Here is a 23,276-nt window from a genome sequence, read left to right as displayed (position 1 = left end):
CATGAGGCGGCTTTCGCGTTTTCTGGCGCTGATGCTGGCCGTTGTCCTTGCCGGTTGCACGAAGCCGGATTTTTCCGACGCCGAAAAGACGACCATCGCCTCGCTGGCGCTGTCGTCGCTGCCGGCGCTCAAGCCCGACACCACCAATCGTTTTGCCGACGTGCCGGCGGCTGCCGCACTCGGCTCGACGCTGTTCTTCGACCAGGGCATGAGCGGTGACGGGTCGATATCCTGTTCGACATGCCACAAGATCGACCGCCAGTTCCAGGACGACCTGCCGCAGGCGGTCGGGGTCGGCCGTACCAGCCGGCGCACCATGCCACTGGCCGGCGTCGCGCGCGATCCCTGGTTCTTCTGGGATGGCCGCCGCGACAGCCTGTGGGCGCAAGCGCTGACGCCGCTCGAAAACCCGCTGGAGCAGGCGGGAAACCGCACCGCCTACGCGCATTACATCAAAGCGCGCTTCGGCGAACGCTATGAGCGCATCTTCGGGCCGCTGCCCGACCTTTCCGGCATGCCGTTGGATGCCAGCCCGCTTGGAAACGATGTCGAGAGGGCGGCCTGGAATGCCATGAGCGGCCCGCAGCGTGACGCTATCAACGGCGTCTTTGCCAATCTAGGCAAGGCGATTGCCGCCTTCGAACGCTCGATCGCGCCGGCGCCAACGCGCTTCGACCGCTTTGCGCTGGACCTCGCCACCGGTGCCGAGCCGAAGGGCGATGCTGTCTTTTCCAAACAAGAAATCCTTGGGCTTAAACTGTTCATCGGCAAGGCCAATTGCGTGACCTGTCACAACGGCCCGCGCTTCACCGACAACAGCTTCCACAACACCGGCGTGCCATCCGTTGCGGGCCTGCCGCCGGATCGCGGCCGTATCGATGCCGTGCACCAAGTCGAGGCGGACCCGTTCAACTGCTTCGGCGCCTATCGCGATGGCGACGCCAGCGCCTGCGGCGAGTTGCGCTTCATGGTCAAGGATGCGCCCGAACTCGTTCGCGCCTACAAGACGCCATCGCTGCGCGGAGCGGCAACGCGGCCGCCCTATATGCATACCGGGCAGTTTTCGTCGCTCGACGAGGTGGTGGCGCACTACGCCAAGGCTGCCCCCAGCGTCGAAGGGGTATCAGAGGTTCACCCGCTGGAGTTGTCGGATCGCGAGCGCGGAGCGCTGGTGGCGTTCCTGAAGACGCTGGCGGAGTGAGGTTGCCGGCGATAGGAATAGTTGAGCGAAGCGAGGCGAGTTGGTGCTGAAGCGAGCAAAGGAGGTTCTATGAGCCGGAGTATGATTCCCGTCGAGGAAAGCCGCCAAGGAATGGTTCAAGGATTCAAAATTCGCTGCCCAATATGAGGCATTGGAAGAAGAATTCGCAATCGCAGAGGCTTCGATCAAGGCTCGGTGCGAGAAACAGGAAGCCAAAGTCGTGGGGCGACCGCTGAGCGCCTAATTCCTTAAGCACGGACCGCATGCTTCGGCGATTGGCGCAAACATCCATCGCTTCGTCATCCTGGGGCGTAGCAAGGAGCGAAGCGACGCGGCGCAGACCCCAGGATCCATGCCGGGACTCGGAAGCGCTGCTGCGGTGCGGAATTCTGCTCCGCTGCATTCTTCGGCCGAGGTCGCGGCATGGATCCCAGGGTCTCCGCGACGGAGCTTCGCTCCTGCTTCGCCCAGGGATGACGAAGTTGGGGAGGCTTCAGCCATCCCTACGCTCTACCGATCCTTGACCGTCTCCATGGCCACGAAGGTCGAAGTCTGGGCGACGTGGGGCAGGGCTGAGATGCGCTCGCCGAGGACGCGGCGATAGGCGGCGATATCCCGGGTGCGCACCTTCAGCAAATAGTCGAAGCTCGACGCCATCATGTGGCACTGCTCGATCTCCGGCACGGCCTGCACGGATCGGTTGAAGGCATCGAGCGCGGCGGATCGGGTGTCGGACAATTTCACCTGGACGAAAGCGACATGGCCTTCGCCCATGCGCTCGCGGTCGATGATCGCCTGGTAGCCTCTGATATAGCCGTCCTTTTCCAGCCGCTTCACCCGCGCCTGCACCGGCGTCTTCGACAGGCCGACCTTTGCCGCCAGTTCCGACATGGAAAGCCGGCCATCGCTTGCCAGCGCCGACAGGATGTTCCTGTCGATGCGGTCCAATTGGTCTTCTATCATCGAAAATGCAGTCCATATGTCAAGTCTGAGCTGCCAGGATAAATCGAATGACCTGCAATGTCGATTTCTTCGGACCGACTGAAAATTCACACTTGTGCTAGCTTGCGCCATTCGGTCCGGTGACCGCCGGCCCGATCCCCTTTGCTCGATCCACGGGACCGCCATGCCAGCGCTTGATGCCATCCGCCAGCAGATCCGCGCCAACTACCTGCCCGACGAAGACGAGGCCGTGAAGCGACTGGCCGAGACGACGGGCCTTTCAGTGAAAGACCGCAAGGCGATCTCGGCACGGGCCGCCGATCTGGTGCGGGCGGTGCGCGGCTCGTCGGATCCTCGGCTGATGGAAGTCTTCCTCTCGGCCTATGGTCTCTCCACCAAGGAAGGCGTGGCGCTGATGTGCCTGGCCGAGGCGCTGTTGCGTGTGCCTGACACCGAAACGATGGACGACCTCATCGCCGACAAGATCGCGCCGCACGACTGGTCGGCGCATTCGGGCGGTTCAAGCTCCATCTTCGTCAATGCCTCGACCTGGGCGCTGATGCTGACCGGCCGCGTCCTCGATGAGGGCGAGGGCGGCATCGAGGGCACGCTGCGTTCTATGGTGCGGCGGCTCGGCGAGCCGGTCATCCGCAAGGCGGTGGCCGCCGCCATGCGCGAGATGGGCGAGCAGTTCGTGCTCGGCCGCACCATCACGGAAGCCGTCAAGCGAGGCCGGCCGATGACGCAGAAGGGCTATCTCTACTCCTTCGACATGCTGGGCGAGGCAGCCCGCACCGAGGCCGACGCCTTGCGCTATCACAAGGCCTATGCCGACGCGATTTCGTCGCTCGATTCCGGCTCCAACGGTCCTGACATCAGGCAGAACCACGGCATCTCGGTCAAGCTTTCGGCGCTGCATCCGCGCTACGAGGTGGCGCAGAAAGACGAGATGCTGCCTGTGATGGCAGACCGGCTCCTGTCGCTGGCGCTGGCCGCGCGCCATTCGCGCATGGGCCTCAACATCGATGCCGAGGAGGCCGACCGCCTCGATCTGTCGCTCGACGTCATCGAGCGGGTGCTGGCCGAGCCGGAGCTCGCCGGTTGGAACGGCTTTGGCGTGGTGGTGCAAGCGTATGGGCCACGCGCGGCCTTCGCCATCGATTGGCTCTATGCGCTGGCCAGGAAATACGACCGCAACATCATGGTGCGGCTGGTCAAGGGTGCCTATTGGGACACCGAGATCAAGCGCGCGCAGACGCTCGGACTGTCAGGCTATCCAGTCTTCACCCGCAAGACCAACACCGACGTTTCCTACATGGCTTGCGCGAAGAAGCTTTTGTCGATGACCGACCGCATCTATCCGCAATTCGCCACCCACAATGCCCACACCGTCGCCGCCATCTTGGCGATGGCGGACAATCGCGATTCCTTCGAGTTCCAGCGCCTGCACGGCATGGGCGAGGCGCTGCACGAGACGGTGCGCCGGTCCGAAGGCACGCCCTGCCGCATCTATGCACCGGTCGGTGCGCATTCCGATCTGCTGGCCTATCTGGTCCGCCGGTTGCTGGAGAATGGCGCCAATTCCTCCTTCGTACACCAACTGACCGACGAGGACGTCGAGCCGGAGGACATTGCGCGCGATCCGCTCGAAACGGTCGAGAGCCAGGGTCCGGCCGCCAATCCGGCGATTGCCCGGCCTTCCCAGATTTTTGGGGTCGGGCGACGCAATTCGAAAGGATTCGACATCACCGACACGGTGACGCTGGCGGCGATCGACAAGGCCAGGGCGGCCTTCGCTGGGCCGGATCGTTGGCATGCCAAGCCGATCACCCGTGCCGCCGGCTACGGCAAGCAGCGTCCGATCGTCAACCCGGCAAAGCCTTCCGAAGTGGTCGGCACGGTCAGCGAAGCCGCCGCAAAGCAAGTCGCGACCGCCGTGCGCTTTGCGGTGGAAGCGCAGCCGGCCTGGGCAAAACGTCCCGTTGCCGAGCGCGCTGCCATCCTCAATCGTGCCGCCGATATCTATGAGGCGAATGCGGTCGAGTTCTTTGCACTCGCCACCCGCGAGGCCGGCAAATCGCTGGCCGACGGCGTCGCCGAAGTGCGCGAGGCCGTCGACTTCCTGCGCTACTACGCCACCGAGGCGGCCAATGCGGAGGCGGGCACGCAAGCGCGCGGCGCCATCGTCTGCATTTCACCGTGGAATTTTCCGCTCGCCATCTTCACCGGCCAGATCGCGGCCGCGCTCGTCACCGGCAATTCGGTCATCGCCAAGCCGGCCGAGCAGACGCCGCTGATCGCCTTCCGCGCCGTCGAATTGCTGCGCGAGGCCGGCGTGCCGGAAGATGTCATCCAGCTCCTGCCCGGCGACGGCCCGTCGGTCGGTGGCCCGCTGACCGCTGACCCGCGCATTGCCGGCGTATGCTTCACCGGCTCGACCGAGGTTGCCAAGCTGATCGAGAAGCAGCTGGCCGAGACGGCCGAGCCCGACGCCATGCTGATCGCCGAGACCGGCGGCCTTAACGCGATGATCGTCGATTCCACCGCGCTGCCCGAACAAGCGGTGCGCGATATCCTGGCCTCGGCCTTCCAGAGTGCCGGCCAGCGCTGCTCGGCGCTGCGCGTGCTCTACGTGCAGAAGGACGTCGAGAAGAAGATGCTGGAGATGCTGAAGGGCGCCATGGAGGCGCTCAATGTCGGCGATCCCTGGCGGATTTCGACCGATGTCGGCCCGGTCATCGACGACGAGGCACAGACCTCGATCCGCGAGTACTGCACGAAGATGGGCCTGCAGGGCCGGCTGATCGCCAAGCTCGAAGCGCCGAAGGAAGGTCGCTTCGTCGCGCCCCACGTCTTCCGCGTCAAGGGTATCGAGGATATGGAGCGCGAGGTGTTCGGGCCGGTGCTGCATGTCGCCAGTTTCGACGCCGACGAGATCGACGCGGTCATCGCCGCCATCAACCGCAAGGGCTACGGCCTGACCTTCGGGCTGCACACCCGGATCGAGGGCCGCGTGCAGCATTTCGTCGACGGCATCCACGCCGGCAACATCTATGTCAACCGCAACCAGATCGGCGCCGTCGTCGGTTCGCAGCCGTTTGGCGGCGAGGGGCTTTCAGGCACCGGTCCGAAGGCCGGCGGCCCGCACTACCTCCGCCGCTTCCGCAAGGGGCCGGAGGCTGGCACCCATGTGCAGGATGGCCACAAGGTCACGGCGACCGAACTTGCCGACAATCTGCCGGATCCCGCACTTGGCGGCTGGTCGACGCGGCCCGACCGGATCGCCATTCTGAGGAAGCATCTGCGCGGCAAGGGTGCTGCGGCCATTGGTGCGGCCGCCGGCATCGATTTCGGCCAGGTCGACCTGCCCGGGCCGACCGGCGAGGCCAACACGCTGTCGCTGTCGCCACGCGGACGGGTGCTGTGCCTTGGTCCTGACGGCGATACGCTGCTGGCGCAGACGATCCAGGCGCTCGCCGCCGGCAATGCCGTGCTGGCCGTTGCGCTAGGTGCACCGGCAGCCCTTTCCGCGTTGACCGGCAAGGGCCTGCCGCTGGCCGCCATCGACGGCCGGCCGGATCCGGTCGAGGCGCGCGCGCTACGCGTCGACGTCGTCGCTTTTTCAGGCACGTCCGAGGCCGCGCGCATCGTGCGCAAGGTCATCGCCGACCGCTCCGGCCCGATCGTGCCGCTGGTCACGGAGGTGCTCAACCCGGCGGCTTATGCGCATGAACGGGCGGTCTGCGTCGACACCACCGCCGCGGGCGGCAATGCGAGCTTGCTGGCCGGGGCCTGACCCCCGGTCAACTTTTGTTTTTATGCATGTCGTTGTCCCAAAACCGGGACCACTTTTGGACGACATGCATTACGCGCCTTCGACGACCGAAAAACCCTCGAACTGGGGGTGGCCGAGATAGTGGACCTTTGTCGTGCCGACATTCCTGTGGGCGGCGCGGAAATTCTCGGACTTGGTCCAGGCGATAAAATCGTCGTGGCTGGCCCACACCGTGTGCGACGCGAAAAGCGTGTAGCCTTCGGTCTCGTTGACCGGGCCGCGCAGCAGATGGAATTCCCTAAACCCCTTCATCTCAGCAAGGCTGGAATCGCGGTTCTTCCAGACGGCTTCGAAGTCGTTCTCCGAGCCGGTCTGCACCTTGAAGCGGTTCATTGCGATGTACATGGCGGTTCCTTTCGTGCGGATGTTGATGATTGGCGGCTGCAGCGTTTGTTCTGCGCACATTCAAAATGGGCCGATTTCGGTCTCGAACTCCAAATTTGCGCTTGCTGCCTGCGGTGGAATCGGAGGGAAGGGGGCTGCCTTGCGGACAATGCCAAGCGCTGCCTGATCGAAAGCCGCCGATCCTGAGGTTTCCAGAATGCGCAACTCGTTTATGTTGCCCTTCCTGCCTATGACGAATGTGACAACCGCATTGTTGCGTGCCGCCAGCTGTAGGGAAGGCGGGAGGGTGCGATTGACGCTGCCGAGCTTTCTAAAAACATCGCCGCGGTAGTTGTCTTCCGCGGCCGTGCCTGCCTCTTTTTGCCTTTTGCCCTTGCTGGCTGCTTGCGCCGACCGGTCCTCGCCATCCGCCGTGCCGCGCTTCTCATCCGCCATCTTTGAAGGGGCAGCTGCCGGAGTTGGCCTGGCTCTAGGGATCGGAGGCCGCTCCGGAACGGCGACAGGCGCTTCCGTGCTCTCAGGCTGAACGGTCAGCTGCGCCGGCGTTTCGGTCTTGGGAGCCACGCTCTGGCCATCGGGGCGTGGGACACCGGCCACCAATATGTCTGGGGCAACCGTCTGCTGTTTGACAGGTTCCGGCTTGGTCGTTGCCGCTTCCTTGGCTGGCCGAGAAGGCTCCGTTGGCGGCGACGGCTTGGGCGGCGTTGCCGGCTGTGGTTTGGCCGGTTGCGGGCTGGGCACCAGTGCAACGTTTATTGCCGCCGGGTCCTTGTCCAGCGCGCTGCCGGCCACGTTGCTGCCCGACTGTTCACTACCTTCCGGCTGCTCGGCGTCCTGGAAACTGGAAATCCCCGTAGGGGAGATCAGAAAGGCCGCCGCCACCGCGACATGGAGCAGGCAGGAGACGACGATCGCCGCCGTCCATTTGCGGCTCCAGGCCGATGGCCGCGGCAGCGCGAGCGGCTCGGTTGGCTCTATGGTCAGCTCGGCGCCGGCCTCGGGGAGGGGATTGATGTCCTGCATGTCTCGCCGCGAGACCTGCAGCGACAAGAGTAGAGTTGTCAAATCAAGATCGTTCGCCGGCAGTCTGCTATCGCCGGCCAGAGGCTGCACTACGGTGTTTCGCGGGAATGCATGATGCAGCCCCACCTCAGACTCCGAAAGCGATCCCGGTCTTGGTGTCCGTCTTCAGCTTTCGCATGCAGGCGTTCGGTTCGACGCCGGTACCGGTGCATTCGGTCGCGCTGTTGATCAGCACGCGGCTGACTTTCGAGCACTCGGTGCCGGCCAGATCGAAACGCGTCACCTTGGTCTTGCCTGCCGGCAATTCCTTGAAGTCGAGCACGGTCAGCCGGTCGACGACGCCGGCCTCGTTGAACAGGGCGATCTCGAACGCCGCCTTGGACAGGTCGGCGCCGAGATTGTTGTTGACCACGAACGTCAGGCGGCAACCCTTGTCGGAAGGTTGCGCACCGTTGAGTTCAAGGGTCAGCGCAGGGACCGGCGCGGACTCTTGTGCCCATGCCGGAACCATCGCAAGCGACATCGCCAGCATCGAGGTCAGCAGACGAAGGGATGTCATCAAGCTCGTCATGGTCATCAGCCTCCAAATCGCATCGTCGCCGCCAGCTTCAGGGTGACGCCGGGCTCGTAAGCCGCGAAAACCGGCTGCGGCGGCTGGCCGGCCGTGGTCAGGTTGAGCGGGTTGGCGTATTTTACATCGAACAGATTGTCGGCGCGGAAATCAATCTTCAAATTGTCCGTCGCCTGGTAGCTGGCAAAAGCATTGACCAGCGTGTAGTCCTCGGCGATCGGATTGCCCTTGGGCTTGCCATTGTATTGCACTTCGCCGCCCACGGTCAGCTTGTCCTCGAGGAAGCGCAAGCCGAGCTGCGCGGTGACCTGGGATGAGGGGATGGTCAGCAGGTCGGCCCGAACGTCCTTGTAGGAAATGGTATGACCATTGGTGATTGAGGCCGAGAGCCCGGCATAGCCCCATCCGGCATCATAGACGCCCTCAAGTTCGAAGCCGTCGATCTTGGCCTTGGCAAAATTCTGGTACTGGAAGCATATCGGGATACCGGGTCCGCTCGGGCAGCCGGCTGTCGGGTCAAACCGCGACAGGGTAACGCCATCGATGTAGTCTTCGACATCGTTGTTGAAATAGGCTGCCTTGATGCGCAGCGCATCGCCGGCTTCGAGGATGTCATCCTGCTTGTAGTTGACGCCGAATTCGACGGTCTTTCCGGTTTCCGGCCGCAGATTGGGATTGGGCAGGAACGGGAAGGTGACACCTGCCGGATGGCGACCGCTGATCAGTGTTTCCGACAGGGAGGGTGACCGGTATCCTTCCGCATAGGTGCCGTAGAATTGCAGGCCGGCAAGGCTGGCGCTGTCGAAAGGCGAGACGCCGACGGTGATGCGCGGCGACAACCGGTCCCCCGACGTTTCGTGGGTGTCATCCTTGAGGCTGTAATTGTCGTAACGCAGCCCGGCGATGACTTCGAGCCACTCCCAGGTGAGCTTGTCCTGGACATAGGCGCCGGAGACGTTCCGCTTGCCGGAAGGCGTATAGAAGCTGTCGCCACCGGCCGTGCCGCCGGTCTCGACTTTATCGCCGGCCCAGTCGCCGCCATAGGTCAGTTCGTGCGCGATTCCCGCAGTCTCGAATCTGGACGTGTTCCAAATGTCGATGCTGGTCGTGCCGATGTCGAATCTCGATGTCGAGCCAGCCGGCAAAACAACTGGAAGGCCGGTGCTCGGGTCAAACCGGTTGAGAGGCACGAGGCTGGTCAGATCGAGATTGGTCTTGTTGTAGGAGGTGTTGATATGGAGATCGAGCCAGCTCTTGTCCTCATCCGTAATGTTGTAGCGGGCGGTGAAGGTGTTCGACTTCAGGTCGACGTCATTGACCGGCACGCCGCCGCTGATCTCGTTCCAGCCGTCGCTTGAGCCGACCCAGCCGAGCTTCAGCTCACTGTTGTCGGTCGGCCGGATGGTGGTCTTGAGCAGGCCGCTAAGCACATCGAAGCCGGTGCCCTTGACGGTGTCGCCACCGCCATCCTTGTAGTCGTCATAGTTGCGGTAGACGATGTTGCCGAGCACGTCCCAGTTCTCGTTGAGGCGGTAGGCACCGGATGCGCTTGTTGTCCAGCCTTTGCCGTTGCTCTCATAGCGTCCCGTGACGGAGCCGGCCCATGTTTCTTCCGGCTTAAGGAAATCCCCGGCGTCCTTGGTGTCGAAGAAGACGACGCCGCCGATGGCGCCTGAGCCATAGGTGTTGGCGACAGGACCACGGATAACATCCACGGATTTAACGAGTTCGGGGTCGATGTAGAAGGTCGACTGCGTGCCGTGGTCGGAACGCTGGAAGTTCTGACGGGCGCCGTCGACGATGACCGCGACGCGACCAAAATCCTGCAAGCCTCGGATGTTGATACTGGTGCTGACGCGTCTGGCGTCGGCCTGCGCCGCGACACCGGGCACGCCAAGCAGCATCTCATTCGGCGTCGTCGCCATGCGGCGGTCGAGCTGTTCCTGGCCGACATGGCTGGTCGATGCCAGCGATTCGATCGCCGTCTCGCCGGTGCGGCTGATGACGAGGATCTTGTCGAGCAGCGTTGCTCCCGCTGGTGCGGCGTTTTCTTCTTCAGCCTTCTTCGTTTGCTCTGTCGGCTGCGCCGCTTGCTGGGCGTTAGCCAATTGCGCCGACAAGGCGATAGCCGCCACGCTTGCCAACAATGCCGCCGCGCCGTTCGCCGCCGACCGGCCACGCCATTCCCAAGTCACCAACCCCATGCCCCAACTCCAAAGTCCAGGTTTCATGCTGGCTGGCCCGGGGCTGGCTGGCATTTTTGATCGTCTCCGGCGTCTTAAATGTTGACTCATTTAATCCGGTATTGCACTGACTAGTAAACATGATTATTCAAGTCAAGAAATGAATCGGATTACGCAACGCCTAGCCAGACGCCCGGCACAGGAAAGGGATCGACAGAGATGAACACCCACAATCCCAACGATTTTCGCTATCGCGTCCGCCGTTCCGACGATGCCTCGGCCCCCACCCGTTTCGACCGGGTTCCGCTGGCGGTGCGAACCCTGTCCAGCAACACTCTGTTCCAGGGCGAGCACGAGATCGGCATCGAGCATCACGGTGCGCTCTACCGGCTGAAGATCACCCGTCAGGGCAAGCTCATTCTCAACAAGTAAGGCTAGAGCGGTTCACCGTTTCTCGGAAACGCCGAACCGCTCTAGCTCTTTGTTTTAACGCAATTCCGGACGGAAAACCGTTTCACACTTTTCCCGGAATTGCTCTAGGCAGCAGGGACGAAACATGGATCAGCGCGTAAAACCCGCCCCGCATGAAATCCGGCGGGCACGGACAGACAATCCGAAGACGCGCGAGCGTGATCTGGCTGCCCAGCTCGGCATTTCGGAAGCCGAACTGGTCGCCGCGCATTGCGGCGACGGCGTCGTGCGCATCGAGCCGCGCGTCAACGATCTTCTGACCGGCCTCGAGGCCGTCGGCGAGGTCATGGCGCTGACCCGCAATGAGAGCGCGGTGCACGAAAAGATCGGCGTCTATGACAAGGTCGTCACCGGCAACCACAATGCCATGGTGCTTGGCGAAAACATCGACCTGCGCATCTTCCCGAAGGTCTGGGCACACGGCTTTGCCGTCGAGAAGCGAGACGGCGACGAAATCCGCCGCAGCCTGCAGTTTTTCGATGCGGCGGGCGAGGCCGTGCACAAGGTGCATTTGCGTCCGGCCTCCAGCCTCTATGCCTATCAGAAGCTGGTTGCCGCGCTCGAATCGTCCAATCAGGAGCCGACCGTCGACATTTCGGGACCACTCCCCGATGACGAGAGCCATGGCGACGAAGCGGCCGCCAATCTCGACGATCTGCGCGACCGCTGGAGCCGGCTGACCGATGTGCACCAGTTCTTCGGCATGCTGAAGACGCTGAAGCTCAGCCGCCGGCAGGCGGTGCGCCTGGTCGGGCAAGACTATGCCTGGCAGCTCGACAATGATGCCGTCCGTGCCATGTTTCATCACGCTGCGGAGGGCGAGATGCCGATCATGTGCTTTGTGGGAAACCGCGGCTGCATCCAGATCCATTCCGGTCCGATCAAGTCGATCAAGCCGATGGGGCCATGGATCAACGTGCTGGACGAAACCTTCCACCTGCATTTGCGCACCGACCACATCCAGGAGGTCTGGGCGGTGCGCAAGCCGACCAAGGACGGTCATGTCACCTCGCTTGAGGTCTATGATTCCGACGGCAAGATGTTCATCCAGTTCTTCGGCAAGCGTCATGAAGGCGAAAGCGAGCGGGATGACTGGCGCTTCCTGGCGGAAAACCTGCCGCGCATCCCAAGCCCGACCGCAGCCTGAGGAAAATGCGATGCGTTTTTTCCCAAGATTGTCGACCGTGCGCGGATCTATTTTCCGGCCGGTGATCGGTCTCTCCATGGCTGTTATCGCACTGCAATCCGCCAGCGCCATGGAAGGCACGGCCGTGTTTGCCGATCCTTCGAAAATCGTGGCCGTTGGCGGCTCGATCACCGAGATCGTCTATGCGCTCGGCGAGGAAAAGCATCTGGTGGCTCGCGATTCCACCAGCCGGTACCCAAAGGCGGCGCTTGAGCTGCCCGATGTCGGCTATATGCGTGCGCTGTCACCGGAAGGCGTGCTCTCGGTCAACCCGACCGGCATCCTGGCGTTGCATGGCAGCGGTCCCAAGGAAGCCGTCGACGTCTTGAAGAAGACGAGCGTCCCGTTCATCGAAGTGCCCGAGCACTATAGCCACGAAGGCATCCTCGAAAAGGTCCGTATCGTCGGCAAGGCGCTCGGCGTCGACGCCAAGGCAGAGGTGCTCGCCGGGGAGCTCGATGCCAAGCTCACGGCCGCCGAAGGGCAAACGACGTCGATCAAGGAACGCAAGCGCATCCTGTTCGTGCTGTCGATACAGGGCGGCAAGATCCTGGCGGCCGGCAGCGAGACCGCGGCGGACGGTATGGTCAAGCTGGCTGGCGGCGTCAACGCGGTCGAGGGCTTCTCCGGCTACAAGCAAATGTCCGACGAGGCGATCATAACCGCCAGACCGGACGTGATCCTGATGATGAGCAATGCCGGGCCTCCGGTCTCGGATGACGAACTGTTCGGCAATCCGTCGATCGCCTCGACGCCGGCCGGAAAGGCGCGCAAGCTGATCCGCATCGACGGTGCCTATCTGCTCGGCTTCGGGCCACGCACGGCCGATGCCATCCACGACCTCGCTGTCTCGCTTTATGGCGGGCAGGTCACGGACTGAACGGGCGGATCATGGTCGATCAATCGATCGCCGGCCCGGTGATGGCAAGCGTATCCGAAGGCGACAGGTCGGGCCGCGCCCGCATCGTCATTCTGCTGCTGTGCCTGGGGCTCGCGGCTGCCGTTTTTCTGTCGCTGACATCGGGGGCTTCGGACGCTTCGGCCGTCAACGTCATCGGGGGCTGGCTGTTCGGCACAGTGCCTGATGACGCCGCAGTGAGCGCCCGCGACAGCCTGATCGTCTATGACATCCGCCTGCCGCGCATCATCCTCGGCATGCTGGTCGGCGCGGCGCTCGCGGTCTCCGGCGCGGTCATGCAGGGACTGTTCCGCAATCCGCTGGCCGACCCCGGCCTGATCGGCGTCTCGGCCGGCTCCAGCCTCGGCGCGGTTGCCGTCATCGTGCTCGGCGCCACGATATTGGCTCCGGTGACCGCCTTGCTCGGCACGCTTGCACTGCCGCTGGCGGCCTTCTGTGGCGGGCTCGCCACCACGCTGGTGCTTTACCAGGTCGCGACGCGGCGGGGGCAAACCTCGGTTGCCACAATGCTGCTTGCCGGCATCGCGCTGGCGGCGCTCGCCATGGCGCTGACCGGCATTCTTATCTTCATGGCCGACGATCGCCAGTTGCGCGACCTGACCTTCTGGCAACTCGGATCGCTCGGCGGCGCAACCTGGGCGAAGATCGCGTCGGTAGGGCCGATCATCGTGCTGGCGCTGGCGGCGATGCCGTTCCTGGCACGCGGCCTCAACGCGCTGGCGCTTGGCGAGGCGACCGCCGGTCATCTCGGCATTCCGGTGCAGCGGCTGAAATACACGGCCATCGTCGGCGTCTCTGCCGCGGTCGGCGCATCCGTCGCCGTCAGCGGCGGCATCGGCTTCGTCGGCATCGTGGTACCGCATCTGCTGCGCCTGCTGATTGGTCCGGACAATCGCTATCTGCTGCCGGCGTCGGCGCTGCTCGGTGCCTCGCTGCTGCTTCTGGCCGACGCGGTCGCACGCACCATCGTTGCGCCGGCCGAACTGCCGATAGGCATCGTCACCGCGATAGCGGGCGCGCCGTTTTTCCTTTGGATCCTGCTGCGCAAGCGCGGCGTGGTTGATTTGTGAGGCTTGATGATCGAGGCCAAGGATGTTTCGGTTGATATCGCCGGCAAGCCTATCGTCAGCGGTATCGATTTCCACGCGCGGCCCGGCGAGATCGCCGCCATCGTCGGCCCCAATGGTTCGGGCAAGACGACCTTCCTCAAAGCGCTTTCCGGCGAACTCGCCTACACCGGGCGCGTTGCCCTCAACGGCCGAGATCTCTCGACGATGAAGCCGGTCGAGGTGGCCGTCCATCGTGCGGTGCTGCCGCAGGCGACGACGCTGTCGTTCCCGTTCACCGTGCGGGAAGTGGTCAAGCTCGGCCTTGTCGGCGGCCGCTCAGGCGTCTTGCCGGGCGAGGATGCGCGGCTGCCGGAACGGGCGCTGGCGCGTGTCGATCTCGACGGCTTTGCCGGCCGTTTCTACCAGGAGCTTTCGGGCGGCGAGCAACAGCGCGTTCAGCTCGCACGCGTGCTGAGCCAGGTCTGGGCACCGGTGCTCGACGGCAAGCCGCGCTTTCTGTTCCTCGACGAGCCGGTTTCCAGCCTCGACATCAAGCACCAGCTGATCATCATGAACATTGCCCGCGACTTCGCCAGAAGGGGCGGCGGCGTGGTCGCCATCCTGCACGACCTCAATCTGACGGCCATGTATGCCGACCGGATCTTCGTCATGCATCGCGGCCGGCTGGCCGCCACCGGGTCGCCGCGGGATGTGCTGAGCGATGACCTGATCGAAAAAGTGTTCGACTGCCGGCTCAGGGTCGGCGTGCTGCCGGCCGGCAATATGCCGTTCGTTCTGCCTCAGTCAGCGGCCTGATTGCAGATCTAGCCCGCGCCCCTGCTGGGTCAGGCAGCTGGTGCGCGGCGCTCCAGCATGTCGATTCCGAGCAGGTTGCGCACATTTGGACGTGCCGCCACGAGGTCGGCGATCGTATAGCGCTCCAGCACGGCGAAGAACGCGTTCAGCGCCTCGCGCAGCGCCGAGTTCAGCGCGCAGCTATCGACGAGCGGGCATTCGGCGGCATCGTTCTCGAAGCATTCGGCCATAGCGAAGCTCTCTTCCGTCACGCGCACGACATCGAACAGGCTGATGGCTTCGGCCGCCCGGCCAAGCTTGACGCCGCCATTCCTACCGCGCACGGTCTGGACGAGGCCGTGCTCGACCAGGGGCTGCAGGATCTTGAACAGGAAAAGCTCCGACACCGAATAGGCGGCCGCGATCTCGGGGATGCGGCTCAATCGGTCATCATTGGCCGCGCAATACATCAAGATGCGCATGGCATAGTTGGTCTGGCGCGTAAGCCGCATTTTGTCCTCACAAGGCACTGGTGCGGTGCAACCACGCCAGATCTGGAAATTTTGCTGATATGGCTTTGACCCGAATTTCCGGATTCGCCACATTGGCCTCGGCGGAATATGGCCTATACCTTGGAATAATTCCAGACTAGCTTCGCCCGATAGATGAATTTTCTCCTCAACTTTGTGTGCGCGGCCGGGGAAAGTTCCGGGCGAAACCCGCTGTCGCGGGTATTTCGGCCATCGGAACACTAAATAGGCTGAGATCGACGAGGAGCGGCTCACCCATGTCACAATCGGCTTCGCCCCTGGCGCCGGTCCGTTTCGATGCCGAGGCGGATGCCAAGCTTTCCGCGTTGCGGCGGACGAAATTCCTCGCGGCGGCCGCACTGGCGCTTTGCGTGCTGGTGTTTGCGCTCGCCAAATCCTTCGAGCGCACCTATCCATGGCTCGGCTTCGTCGCCGCCTTTGCCGAGGCCGCGACCATCGGCGGTCTGGCCGACTGGTACGCGGTGGTGGCGCTGTTCAGGCGGCCGCTGGGGCTGCCGATCCCGCACACGGCCATCATCCCGGAGAACCAGAACCGCATCGCCGACAATCTCGGTCGCTTCATCGAGGTCAACTTCCTGGCGCCTGAACCGGTGCGCGAAAAGCTCGCCGAGGTCGATTTCTCGGCACTCGTCGCCGACTGGCTGGCCGATACGGAGCGCGCCGCCGGCCTGTCGCGCTTCGTCGTGCGGCTGGTGCCGCAGACGCTGGCCGCTGTCGAGCAGTCCGGCCTGCGCGGCTTCGTCACCAGCCGCATGCTCGAACAGATCGAAAAGGTGCCGCTGGCGCCGCTGGCCGCCGAGCTGTTGTCAGCGCTTACCGACGACCGCCGCCACCAGAAACTGTTCGACGAGTTCACCAAGGTGATCGGCAGGTTCCTCAATGACGAACAGGCGCTGGCGACGATGCGCGAAAAGATCCGCGAGGAACTGCCGTCGCTGTTCAACCTGTTCCGCGCCGACGCCTATCTCCTGAAGAAGATCGTCGCCTCGGCCGGCTCGCTTCTCGACGAGGTGAGGGCCGATCCCGACCACCCGATGCGCGCCGAATTCGACCGCTTCGCCCAAGGCTTCGTCGAGAAGCTGAGAACATCGAAGCAATACGCCAAACGGGCCGAGAAGCTGAAGCGCGACTTCCTGGCCCGGCCGGAGGTCAAGGGGTTGGCCGGCGAGATGTGGGCAAGCCTCAGCCAGTTCATCGAGCAGGACGCCAAGGCGCCGAATTCGGTTGTCCGCGCGCATCTTGCCAACATGTTCGTCGAGGTCGGTCGCCATCTTGCCGGCGATGCGCAGATCCGGGCCGACATGAACCAAGGGTTCGTGGTGGCTCTGGCGTCGTTCGTGGAGAGCCAGAAGGCCGGCGTGTCGACATTCATCGCCGACCAGGTCAAGCGCTGGGATCTTGCGCAGCTGACGCGGCTGATCGAGATGAACATCGGTCGGGACCTACAGTATATCCGCTTCAACGGCATGATCATCGGCGGGCTCGCCGGTGTCGTGCTCTATGTGGCCGAGCGGCTGTTCCTCGTGAATTGATGCGCGACCAGACTGGCGCTCACTCCTCCGTGTCCGAATGGACTCACGGCATGCGAGTGCTATTCTCCCGCCGAGGGTGCCCGCATCATGCGGCAAAGGGGAGCAAACGAGCATGGCGAAACAACCGGAATCCGATTCCTTCATGGACATGTTCGGCAGGTTCGGCCGCGACCTGAAGGTGCCCAATGTCGATGTCGAGGTGATCCTCGCCCATCACCGCAAGAACCTCGAAGCGCTGGAGAAATCGGCACGAGCCAGTGCCGCCGGCGCGACCTCGCTGTTGTCCAGGCAGCGCGAGATGCTGGAGGACACGCTGCGCGAGGTCACGGACATGGCGCAAAGCTACAGGGCGCCGGGCAATCCGCAGGAACTGATGACCAAACAGACGGAGTTTGCCAGAAAGTCTTTCGAAGTCGCATTGAAGAATGCGGGCGAAGTGGCTGAACTGGTCAAGAAATCCGGCGCCGAATCGGTCGACATCCTGCGCACGCGCATCAAGGAGGCGATGGAGGAAATCCGCGCCGGCTACGAGAAGAAGTAGCGGAAATGGCCGAGGCTGGCTCGTTGCTGCCAGCGGCCCCTGAAGCCTGGGAATCCCGTTTTAGCCTGCGACTGCGCTCGCGGCGTGGCACGATTGCGGCCGAAACCGGCGGAACGGATTCGCGCCGAGCGAATTGACAGAGGCCGTCAGTTCGTGGTCCGGAGGCTTTGGAAGCGATCGGGAAACCAGGAATGAACGAAATACGCCCTAAAGCGCCGCCGACCTACGAGCAGTTGAGGATGATGGCCGGGCAGGAGCTTGGCGTATCGGAGTGGACGACGGTCGACCAGAACCGCATCGACCAGTTCGCCGAATGCACCGGCGACCACCAATGGATCCATGTCGACCCTGAAAGGGCGCGGCGGCAAAGCCCGTTCCGCACGACGATTGCGCATGGCTATCTGACGCTGTCGATCATCGGCGCACTGGCGCTCGGCATGGGTATCGTGCCCGAGAACACCCAGGCTGCCTTCAATTATGGCTTCGACAAGGTGCGCTTCCTGGCGCCGGTCAAGGTCGGCGCGCGCATCAGGCTGCGCATCACGCTGCTGTCCATGGAGGACAGGGGTCCCGGCCAGTATCTCATGAAGGCAGCCAATACGGTCGAGATCGAAGGCGAGGAAAAGCCTGCCTTGACGGCTGAAACGCTGGTCATGCTCTATGAACGCCGCAAGCGGGCAGGCGCCTGAGCCTGTTTGGGAATTCTACTCTCTGAGCGGTGTGGCGCGTCACGAACCCCTGGATTCCGTGCGGCCTGCGGCGCGGGCAGAGAGCAGCGCGAGGACCAGCGCGATCAGCGCCAGCACTGTCGCCGTCTGAAATGTGACCTGCATCCCCCGGGCGGCCTCGGAACTCAGAAGACCAATGCTTTGGTGCTTTTCGGCCGATGCGACGGCGAATATGGCACCCATCAACGAGGCGCCGGTGATCAGCCCGAGATTGCGCGAAAGGTTGAGCAGGCCGGAGACGACGCCGCGCTGGCCGGCACTGATGCCGGCCATGACGGCTGCATTGTTGGATGTCTGGAACAGCGCGTAGCCGATGCAGGTGACGGTGATCGGAACGACATAGCCGGCAATGCCGAGCGTCACCATGGCGAGCGACAGCAGGAACGTGCCTGTCGTGAGGCTGAGCAGGCCGGCGACCATCATCTTGTGGGCGCCGAAGCGATCGGTCAGGCGTCCAGCCACCAGCGCCGACAGGGCCGAGACAAGCGGCCCGGTCGACAGCACGAGGCCGACCATTGCGGCATCGAGCCCAAGTCCTCGCGAAAGATAGAACGGGGCAACCACCAAAGTCGCCATCATTACCGTCGCGACAACGAGGCTCATGGCGAGGCTGGCGCTCAGTTGGAAGTCGCGGAAGCTGGCAAGCTGGATCAAGGGGTTTTTCACACTCGCCTGCGCGGCGGCGAAAAGAAAAACACCGATGCCGGCAGCGACCAGCAGGCCGACGTTGAGCGGTCCGAAATTGCCTCTGCCAAGCGTCATGGCCAGCGCATAGGCGGCCAATGTCAGGGCCAGCAGGGCAGTGCCCATGACATCGAACGTGCCTCGGTCGAGCCGCGCGGTTTTATTGCGTGCCGGCAAGGCACGCCAGGCGAGAGCGAAGGTGAGCACACCCAGCGGGACATTGACGAGGAAGATCGCGCGCCAGCCAAAGCCGGCGATCAAAAGGCCGCCGAGCGAGGGGCCAAGTGTCGTGCCGATCGCGGACATGGCGCCGAGCAGGCCCATGGCGCTGCCAATTCTGTCTTTGGTCACGGTTTCGGCGACAAAGGCCAGCGTCAGCGCCATCATCAGCGCCGCGCCAAGTCCCTGCACGGCGCGTGCGGCGATCAGCAGCCACAGCGTCGGCGCCAGGCCGCAGAGCACCGATGCCGATGTGAACAGCGCGATGCCGCCAAGCAGCAACGGCCGGCGTCCAAACATGTCGGCCAGCCGGCCGGCGCTGACGATCAGTGTGGTGATGGCGAGCAGATAGGCCAGAACAACCCATTGCACGGACTGGAACGTCGCGCCGAAATTCTGCATCAGCGACGGCAGCCCGACGCTGGCAATGCTGGTTCCCAGCGACGACAGCAGCGTGGCGAGCGACAGGCTTGCCAACGCCCAGCCGGCGGATTGCATCCGTGGTGGCGCCGATGTCAGCCCGTCCCGATTTTGCTCAGCGATTGCCACGGCGATCTCCTTCCATCAGTCCCACAACCGGAACTGCTGGAGATCTAGTTCCTTGGCCAATGTGGCGGAAGGCGCAGCATTTGCATCTTATTCGTGCGTTTGGCGCCATATGATGCCATGATCTGCCGATGACATCACCCGATCTCAACTTATTGTTCGCTCTCGACATCCTGCTGACCGAAGGCAGCGTGGCGCGTGCCGCCAGCCGCCTGCGCCTCAGCCCCTCGGCGATGAGCCGGACGCTGGCGCGGCTGCGCGAGGCTACGGGCGATCCGCTGCTGGTTCGCGCCGGTCGCGGCCTGGTGGCGACGCCGCGTGCGGAAGAACTGCGACAACAGGTGGGCCGTGTCGTCCAGGATGCGGAGGCGCTGCTGCGCCCTGCCACCTTGCTCGATCTCCCGAGCCTGGACAGGGTCTTCACGCTGCGCACCAATGAGAGCTTCGTCGAAGAATTCGCACCTCGTCTCGTTGCCCGTATCCAGGCCGATGCGCCCGGCGTGCGGCTGCGCTTTGCGCCGAAGTCCGATAGAGACGTCATGTCGCTGCGCGACGCGGCGATCGACCTGGACATAGGCGTCGCTGGCGAGACCGGACCGGAGGTGCGCATCCAGGCATTGCTTCGCGACTGCTTCATCGGCGCCGTGCGAATGGGCCATCCGTTGAGCGAGGGCACGGTGACGCCAGAGCGCTATGCGGCAGGCCGGCACATCAGCGTTTCACGGCGTGGCCGCGAGAAAGGGCCGATCGACGAGGCCCTGAACCGGCTCGGGCTGCAGCGGACAGTCGTGTGCATGGTTTCCGGTTTCTCGGCAGCCCTTGCCATGGCCCGCACATCAGACCTGATCGCAAGCGTTCCGGAGCGGCATACCGAGGGTGCACGCACCGGCATGCACAGTTTTCCCCTGCCGGTTGCCACCGCCGAGGTCACCATCTCCATGCTCTGGCATCCGCGCCTCGATGCCGATCCGGCGCAACGCTGGTTGCGCGACCGCGTGCGGGAGGTCTGCGCGGCGTCGCGCTGACAACGATGAGAAGCCTGCGCCAACCGCCCAGGCTTCTCATCTGTCCCGTCTATTCGGTTTGGCGTTTCTGCAAATGCCTCAGTGCGCCTAGTGTGAGCGTCGCCATGACCGAACAGTAGCCCACCAGCGGCCACGCCGTGTCTCCATCAAGCAGGATGACGAACAGCGTGCCGAGGATGCCGACGACAAGGCTCTGGATGCAGAAGTAGAGCGCGACGGCGGTTCCCGCGACATCGCCGAACGCCTCGAGCGCACCGTTCGCGGTGACTGAGACAGTGAAGACGATACCCGCGGCAACGACCCACATCGGTAAGACGAATGTCGCGAAGGACGGCGCCGCGAACAGTTGCCCGGCCGCAAGCAGAGCCGCGCCGAGCAGCAACATCGCCATACCTCTGATAGCACTGCCCGCGACGCCCCAACGTGCAATGAACTTTTTGGCGAAGCGGGTGGTCACGATCATCACCAGCGCCGCGGTGGCGAAGGCCAGGCTGAAACCGAGCTGTGAAAAGCCGGCGCGGTCCATGAGCACCCGCGGCGCCGTCGAAAAGAACACGAAGAAGGCGCCCATGGCGGCACTGAAGCCGAGCGTGTACGCCCAGAAGGCGAAGCTGGAGAGAATGGGACGAAACGCCATTCGCCTGTCGTTGCCATTGGTAGGTCGTGTTTCATGCCATCTCGGCCATGCATTGAGGGTGGCGGCTACCGCCAGACCGCCGAGCGTCAGGAAGATCGCGCGCCAGCCGAGATTGTCGGCGATCAACGCACCGGCAATCGGCCCTAACGCCGGCACGAAGGCCAGCATCGAACTGAACAGGCCGTAGATGACGGCACTTTCAGGCCTCTGCGCATAGACGTCGCGAACCGTTGCAAAGGTCGCAACGAGAACGGCGGATGCACCGATGGCCTGCACGACCCGCAAGGCGACGAACACCATGGCCAGCGAGGTGCAGGCGAGCAGGGCGGAAGCGCCTGCAAACAAAAGCGCGCCGCCGATCAGCACCGGACGCCTGCCGATCCTGTCGGAAATCGGGCCGAAGACGATTTGGCCGAGCCCAAGGCAGATCATGTAGAGGCTCAGTGTCAGTTGGATGACATCGGGCGATGTCTTGAGGATCTCCGGCATCGCCGGGACAATCGGGAGGTAGATGTCCATGGCCAGCGAGGCCAGGATGTCGAAGGGCGCCATCAGCACCATGGCTGCTGGCAGGGAAGTGGTCCATGTCGGGTTTTTTGGAAAAGGCATGATTGAACATCCGCTCAAATGGCTACATTTGGCGGCGATCTGCCGTTCGCACTGAAGATGGGAAATGACGGGCCGCCGCAACAACGAAGTGCTGTTGCGGCCTACTTGTCTGCTGACTTGCTGGTTCCCATAGTCGTTATCCCGGATCGCGCGGATATTCTCTCGACGCGCAGATCCGTCCCTTAGCAGCCGGAGGTTGTCCAGGCAACAGGATCAGCTTGGTCGCGCCATCGCTGCCTCGATCACCCTGAAAATCCGCTCGTCCGTGCATTGGGCGACGTTGAAGCGCAGGAAGCGGCTGGCCGTTCCAGACAGGCTGAATGCGTTGCCGGGCGCCAGCACGATATTGTCGGCCAGAGCGCGGCGGGCCACTTCGGCCGCATCGACGCCATCCGGCAGACTGCACCACAGGAACAGGCCGGCCGGCTGGTCGATCCAGGGTGAGATGCCGATCGCCTTCAGGCGGGCGCCCGTCTCGCCCATGGCGCGCGCAAGCCGTGCGCGCAGCAAATCCATGTGCTTCCGGTAACTGCCGTCTTTGAGCAGCGTCAGCACCAATTCGGCCGCAAGCCGGCCGCCGCCAAAGGTGGTGGCGATCTTCAGGTCGGTCAGGGGCTCGATCCAGTCGCGGGGGGCTGCGATGAAGCCGCAGCGAACCGACGCCGACAGCGTCTTGGAGAAGCTGCCGATGTGGACGACGCGGTTCAGACCATCGAACGCCGCCAGCCTGGGGGCGGGCGCATGTTCAAAATCGGCGAAGATGTCGTCTTCGACGATAGTCAATTCCGACTGGTCGGCGAGCTTGAGCAGCCGATGGGCGGTGACTGGCGACAGCACCGCGCCGGTCGGGTTGTGGATGGCGGAATTGGTGATGTAGAGGCGCGGCCGATGCTCGGCCAGCGCCTGCGCGAACAGATCGATGTCCGGCCCCGACGGCGTGTAGGGAACGCTGACGACCTTGGCTCGGTGGGCGCGCAACAAAGCATGGAAGTTGAAGTAGCAGGGGTCGTCGACCAGCACGGTGTCGCCGGGCTCGATCAGGAACCGGCACAACAGGTCGATGGCCTGCGTGCCTGATTCCGTCAGCATGATCTGCTCGGGAGAGGCCTCGATGCCGTGCCCGGCCATACGCCGCGCCAGCAATTGCCGCAGCGGCGGCAGGCCGAGCGGCGTGCCGTAATCGGCCAGTGCGACATCGTCGGCACGCGCTACCGTGCGCAGTGCCCGGCGCAGACCGGCCTGCGGCATCCACGAGGCCGGCAGCCAGCCGCAGCCGGGTTTCAGCATGTCGTCGCCGGCCTCCAGGGACTGGCGTGAGATCCAGAGTGGATCGACCGCGCGGTCGAGGCGGGGGCCGATTTCGGCCAGCGACAGCGGCGCCAGCGATCCGGCGGCATAGAATCCGGAGCCCGGCCGCGAGCGGATCGTCCCTTCGGCGGCGAGCCGCTCATAGGCTTCGACCACGGTGGATTTGGACACTCGCATGGATTTGGCAAAGGCGCGGATCGACGGCAATTGCGCTCCCGGCGTCAGGCTGCGCGCCGCGATCCGCTGGCGGATCGTCGCCATGACACCTTCGACCAGCGTTCCGCTGCTCTCGCTTCCTGTGGTCTGTTTGTCCATCCGTACTGCTCTGCCAAGCATGACAGTTTTGCATAATTGTACCGCATTGTCTCTGGCGATA

General features: G+C 63.7%; 20 protein-coding genes. 11 read left to right on the top strand and 9 right to left on the bottom strand.

Annotated features, from left to right (window positions below; all coding sequences use genetic code 11):
* Nucleotide 1 precedes the first annotated feature (1 nt).
* Nucleotides 2–1,201 (top strand): cytochrome-c peroxidase, encoded by a 1,200-nt coding sequence (locus NP503_RS21620; RefSeq protein WP_127272012.1) that lies wholly within the window; start codon nucleotides 2–4, stop codon nucleotides 1,199–1,201.
* 510 nt (nucleotides 1,202–1,711) lie between these two features.
* Here NP503_RS21620 and NP503_RS21615 read toward each other — a convergent pair.
* On the bottom strand, nucleotides 1,712–2,164 hold the full coding sequence (locus NP503_RS21615; RefSeq protein WP_127270518.1) for an Lrp/AsnC family transcriptional regulator: 453 nt from the start codon (nucleotides 2,162–2,164) through the stop codon (nucleotides 1,712–1,714).
* Between the two features lie 163 nt (nucleotides 2,165–2,327).
* Here NP503_RS21615 and putA point away from each other — a divergent pair, with 163 nt between their 5' ends.
* Entirely contained in the window at nucleotides 2,328–5,939 is a 3,612-nt protein-coding gene (gene putA, locus NP503_RS21610; RefSeq protein ID WP_127328132.1) for a bifunctional proline dehydrogenase/L-glutamate gamma-semialdehyde dehydrogenase PutA, read from the top strand.
* Between the two features lie 69 nt (nucleotides 5,940–6,008).
* Here putA and NP503_RS21605 read toward each other — a convergent pair whose 3' ends face one another.
* From NP503_RS21605 to NP503_RS21590, 4 genes are all read right to left on the bottom strand, one after another.
* Entirely contained in the window at nucleotides 6,009–6,323 is a 315-nt protein-coding gene (locus NP503_RS21605; RefSeq protein WP_027039045.1) for an antibiotic biosynthesis monooxygenase, read from the bottom strand.
* Between the two features lie 60 nt (nucleotides 6,324–6,383).
* Nucleotides 6,384–7,388 carry a TonB family protein gene (locus NP503_RS21600; RefSeq protein WP_306255281.1) on the bottom strand — a complete coding sequence of 335 codons (1,005 nt, stop codon included), beginning with the start codon at nucleotides 7,386–7,388 and terminating at the stop codon, nucleotides 6,384–6,386.
* 85 nt (nucleotides 7,389–7,473) lie between these two features.
* A complete protein-coding gene (locus NP503_RS21595; protein WP_023812248.1) occupies nucleotides 7,474–7,917 on the bottom strand; it encodes a hypothetical protein in 444 nt (147 codons plus the stop codon).
* A 5-nt stretch (nucleotides 7,918–7,922) separates the two neighbouring features.
* Nucleotides 7,923–10,121, bottom strand: a complete 2,199-nt coding sequence (locus tag NP503_RS21590; RefSeq protein WP_127272242.1) for a TonB-dependent hemoglobin/transferrin/lactoferrin family receptor — start codon at nucleotides 10,119–10,121, stop codon at nucleotides 7,923–7,925.
* 198 nt (nucleotides 10,122–10,319) lie between these two features.
* On the opposite strand from NP503_RS21590, the gene hemP reads away from it, so the two are divergent.
* From hemP to NP503_RS21565, 5 genes are all read left to right on the top strand, one after another.
* Nucleotides 10,320–10,532, top strand: coding sequence for a hemin uptake protein HemP (gene hemP / locus NP503_RS21585; RefSeq protein WP_127271521.1), 213 nt, complete (start codon nucleotides 10,320–10,322; stop codon nucleotides 10,530–10,532).
* Nucleotides 10,533–10,656: 124 nt separating this feature from the next.
* Complete coding sequence (locus NP503_RS21580; protein WP_127272243.1) at nucleotides 10,657–11,718, top strand: hemin-degrading factor; 1,062 nt, start codon at nucleotides 10,657–10,659, stop codon at nucleotides 11,716–11,718.
* A 10-nt stretch (nucleotides 11,719–11,728) separates the two neighbouring features.
* Nucleotides 11,729–12,637 carry a hemin ABC transporter substrate-binding protein gene (locus NP503_RS21575; RefSeq protein ID WP_127272244.1) on the top strand — a complete coding sequence of 303 codons (909 nt, stop codon included), beginning with the start codon at nucleotides 11,729–11,731 and terminating at the stop codon, nucleotides 12,635–12,637.
* A gap of 11 nt (nucleotides 12,638–12,648) precedes the next feature.
* Nucleotides 12,649–13,746, top strand: a complete 1,098-nt coding sequence (locus NP503_RS21570; RefSeq protein ID WP_127267526.1) for an iron ABC transporter permease — start codon at nucleotides 12,649–12,651, stop codon at nucleotides 13,744–13,746.
* 6 nt (nucleotides 13,747–13,752) lie between these two features.
* Entirely contained in the window at nucleotides 13,753–14,541 is a 789-nt protein-coding gene (locus tag NP503_RS21565; protein ID WP_127267527.1) for a heme ABC transporter ATP-binding protein, read from the top strand.
* Nucleotides 14,542–14,570: 29 nt separating this feature from the next.
* Here the strand turns inward: NP503_RS21565 and rirA are convergent, their stop codons facing one another.
* On the bottom strand, nucleotides 14,571–15,032 hold the full coding sequence (gene rirA, locus NP503_RS21560) for an iron-responsive transcriptional regulator RirA (RefSeq protein WP_127267528.1): 462 nt from the start codon (nucleotides 15,030–15,032) through the stop codon (nucleotides 14,571–14,573).
* Nucleotides 15,033–15,307: 275 nt separating this feature from the next.
* Here rirA and NP503_RS21555 point away from each other — a divergent pair, with 275 nt between their 5' ends.
* The 3 genes from NP503_RS21555 to NP503_RS21545 all read left to right on the top strand — a co-directional run bounded on the left by NP503_RS21555 (nucleotide 15,308) and on the right by NP503_RS21545 (nucleotide 17,833).
* On the top strand, nucleotides 15,308–16,603 hold the full coding sequence (locus NP503_RS21555; protein ID WP_127272245.1) for a DUF445 domain-containing protein: 1,296 nt from the start codon (nucleotides 15,308–15,310) through the stop codon (nucleotides 16,601–16,603).
* Between the two features lie 112 nt (nucleotides 16,604–16,715).
* Entirely contained in the window at nucleotides 16,716–17,144 is a 429-nt protein-coding gene (locus NP503_RS21550) for a phasin family protein (RefSeq protein WP_127267529.1), read from the top strand.
* 191 nt (nucleotides 17,145–17,335) lie between these two features.
* The gene (locus NP503_RS21545; protein WP_127267530.1) at nucleotides 17,336–17,833 is read left to right on the top strand and encodes a MaoC family dehydratase; all 498 of its coding nucleotides are present in this window, start codon (nucleotides 17,336–17,338) and stop codon (nucleotides 17,831–17,833) included.
* A gap of 39 nt (nucleotides 17,834–17,872) precedes the next feature.
* Here NP503_RS21545 and NP503_RS21540 read toward each other — a convergent pair whose 3' ends face one another.
* Nucleotides 17,873–19,324: an MFS transporter gene (locus NP503_RS21540; RefSeq protein WP_127267531.1), complete on the bottom strand. Its 1,452-nt coding sequence runs from the start codon at nucleotides 19,322–19,324 to the stop codon at nucleotides 17,873–17,875.
* Between the two features lie 128 nt (nucleotides 19,325–19,452).
* Between NP503_RS21540 and NP503_RS21535 the strand changes: the two genes are divergently transcribed.
* Nucleotides 19,453–20,346 (top strand): LysR family transcriptional regulator, encoded by an 894-nt coding sequence (locus NP503_RS21535; RefSeq protein WP_127267532.1) that lies wholly within the window; start codon nucleotides 19,453–19,455, stop codon nucleotides 20,344–20,346.
* 49 nt (nucleotides 20,347–20,395) lie between these two features.
* On the opposite strand, the gene cml is transcribed toward NP503_RS21535, so the two are convergent.
* Nucleotides 20,396–21,592: a CmlA/FloR family chloramphenicol efflux MFS transporter gene (gene cml / locus NP503_RS21530; protein ID WP_127267533.1), complete on the bottom strand. Its 1,197-nt coding sequence runs from the start codon at nucleotides 21,590–21,592 to the stop codon at nucleotides 20,396–20,398.
* Between the two features lie 213 nt (nucleotides 21,593–21,805).
* Nucleotides 21,806–23,215 (bottom strand): PLP-dependent aminotransferase family protein, encoded by a 1,410-nt coding sequence (locus tag NP503_RS21525; RefSeq protein WP_127273129.1) that lies wholly within the window; start codon nucleotides 23,213–23,215, stop codon nucleotides 21,806–21,808.
* Nucleotides 23,216–23,276: the final 61 nt, after the last annotated feature.

This window comes from Mesorhizobium sp. SEMIA396 (genome assembly GCF_024518615.1).
In the GTDB taxonomy this organism is placed as follows: domain Bacteria; phylum Pseudomonadota; class Alphaproteobacteria; order Rhizobiales; family Rhizobiaceae; genus Mesorhizobium.
This window is presented reverse-complemented; position numbering and strand designations above follow the sequence as displayed.

Coding starts and splice junctions, on each gene's coding strand:
- hemP (WP_127271521.1), top strand. CDS start 10,320: ATGAACACCCACAATCCCAACGATTTTCGCTATCGCGTCCGCCGTTCC.
- NP503_RS21570 (WP_127267526.1), top strand. CDS start 12,649: ATGGTCGATCAATCGATCGCCGGCCCGGTGATGGCAAGCGTATCCGAA.
- NP503_RS21545 (WP_127267530.1), top strand. CDS start 17,336: ATGAACGAAATACGCCCTAAAGCGCCGCCGACCTACGAGCAGTTGAGG.
- NP503_RS21595 (WP_023812248.1), bottom strand. CDS start 7,917: ATGACGAGCTTGATGACATCCCTTCGTCTGCTGACCTCGATGCTGGCG.
- NP503_RS21575 (WP_127272244.1), top strand. CDS start 11,729: ATGCGTTTTTTCCCAAGATTGTCGACCGTGCGCGGATCTATTTTCCGG.
- NP503_RS21525 (WP_127273129.1), bottom strand. CDS start 23,215: ATGGACAAACAGACCACAGGAAGCGAGAGCAGCGGAACGCTGGTCGAA.
- NP503_RS21615 (WP_127270518.1), bottom strand. CDS start 2,164: ATGATAGAAGACCAATTGGACCGCATCGACAGGAACATCCTGTCGGCG.
- NP503_RS21565 (WP_127267527.1), top strand. CDS start 13,753: ATGATCGAGGCCAAGGATGTTTCGGTTGATATCGCCGGCAAGCCTATC.
- NP503_RS21555 (WP_127272245.1), top strand. CDS start 15,308: ATGTCACAATCGGCTTCGCCCCTGGCGCCGGTCCGTTTCGATGCCGAG.
- NP503_RS21580 (WP_127272243.1), top strand. CDS start 10,657: ATGGATCAGCGCGTAAAACCCGCCCCGCATGAAATCCGGCGGGCACGG.
- NP503_RS21535 (WP_127267532.1), top strand. CDS start 19,453: ATGACATCACCCGATCTCAACTTATTGTTCGCTCTCGACATCCTGCTG.
- NP503_RS21590 (WP_127272242.1), bottom strand. CDS start 10,121: ATGGGGTTGGTGACTTGGGAATGGCGTGGCCGGTCGGCGGCGAACGGC.
- NP503_RS21605 (WP_027039045.1), bottom strand. CDS start 6,323: ATGTACATCGCAATGAACCGCTTCAAGGTGCAGACCGGCTCGGAGAAC.
- NP503_RS21620 (WP_127272012.1), top strand. CDS start 2: ATGAGGCGGCTTTCGCGTTTTCTGGCGCTGATGCTGGCCGTTGTCCTT.
- putA (WP_127328132.1), top strand. CDS start 2,328: ATGCCAGCGCTTGATGCCATCCGCCAGCAGATCCGCGCCAACTACCTG.
- cml (WP_127267533.1), bottom strand. CDS start 21,592: ATGCCTTTTCCAAAAAACCCGACATGGACCACTTCCCTGCCAGCAGCC.
- rirA (WP_127267528.1), bottom strand. CDS start 15,032: ATGCGGCTTACGCGCCAGACCAACTATGCCATGCGCATCTTGATGTAT.
- NP503_RS21550 (WP_127267529.1), top strand. CDS start 16,716: ATGGCGAAACAACCGGAATCCGATTCCTTCATGGACATGTTCGGCAGG.